1 protein-coding gene is annotated in these 1059 nt (G+C 46.0%); it reads right to left on the reverse strand.

Translation table 11 applies throughout. The features are described from left to right. Positions 1 to 1059 (reverse strand): mucin-binding protein (locus D8797_RS10235; RefSeq protein WP_446677497.1); only part of this gene is annotated, 1059 nt, incomplete at both ends.

Here is a 1059-nt window from a genome sequence, read left to right on the forward strand (position 1 = left end):
CACAGGAGCTTTCAGAGCTGGACGACCCGCTGTTTGACCATCTGCGTATTCGTACTTGATCGTACGTGATACTTTCTTGTTGAGCTTAGCTGGGTCTGTAATCTTCTCTGTACCTTGACGAAGAGTAACGGTGAAGGTTTGATCCTTCTTATCGTCATTATCGAAGGTCTTAGGTCCCTTGAACTCATCCGTTACAACTTCATAGCCCTTGTCTGTCAATTCTTTCAGACGAGCTGCGTAGTTGGTTGTACCGATTGGCTCACCTGACTTACCGCTTTCGACAACCTTGGTCAATTCCTTATTACCGTCAGTTTGGTCTACGAAGCTGATAATCGCTTTTTGACCATCCTTCACGTAATTGATTGGTGTATCCTTAGTTGGATCACTTGGAACTGGTGGTGGGTTGTAACCCTTGCTTGGATCGCTCGGATCTTTCGGTGTCAATGGTGTTGTGCCATCTGGGCCTACTGGTGTAGTTCCTGGTACATGTGGAATCACTGGAAGATCAGTACCTGGTTTGCTTGGATCTGTTGGATCGTTTGGATATGGAAGGTTTGGTACTTTTGGAAGTCCGTCTGGTACATTTGGTACATATGAACCAAGTTTGCTGTACTTAACTGTTTCTTCGCTATCCTTATCATCAGGAGTTACTGTCTTCGCTGCGACATTGGCTTTATCTGCCACAAATCCAGTTACAACTGGTGTAGCTTCTTGAGCCAATTCTTTCGTAGCTGGTGTCCATGCGCCGAAGGTTTCAACGCCAGTTACACGGTTACGTTCACCTGTACGTGTGAAGGCTGCTTCTTGAGTCACAGGAGCTTTCAGAGCTGGACGACCCGCTGTTTGACCATCTGCGTATTCGTACTTGATCGTACGTGATACTTTCTTGTTGAGCTTAGCTGGGTCTGTAATCTTCTCTGTACCTTGACGAAGAGTAACGGTGAAGGTTTGATCCTTCTTATCGTCATTATCGAAGGTCTTAGGTCCCTTGAACTCATCCGTTACAACTTCATAGCCCTTGTCTGTCAATTCTTTCAGACGAGCTGCGTAGTTGGTTGT

Source organism: Streptococcus cristatus (assembly GCF_003944225.1).
GTDB classification, from domain to species: domain Bacteria; phylum Bacillota; class Bacilli; order Lactobacillales; family Streptococcaceae; genus Streptococcus; species Streptococcus cristatus_K.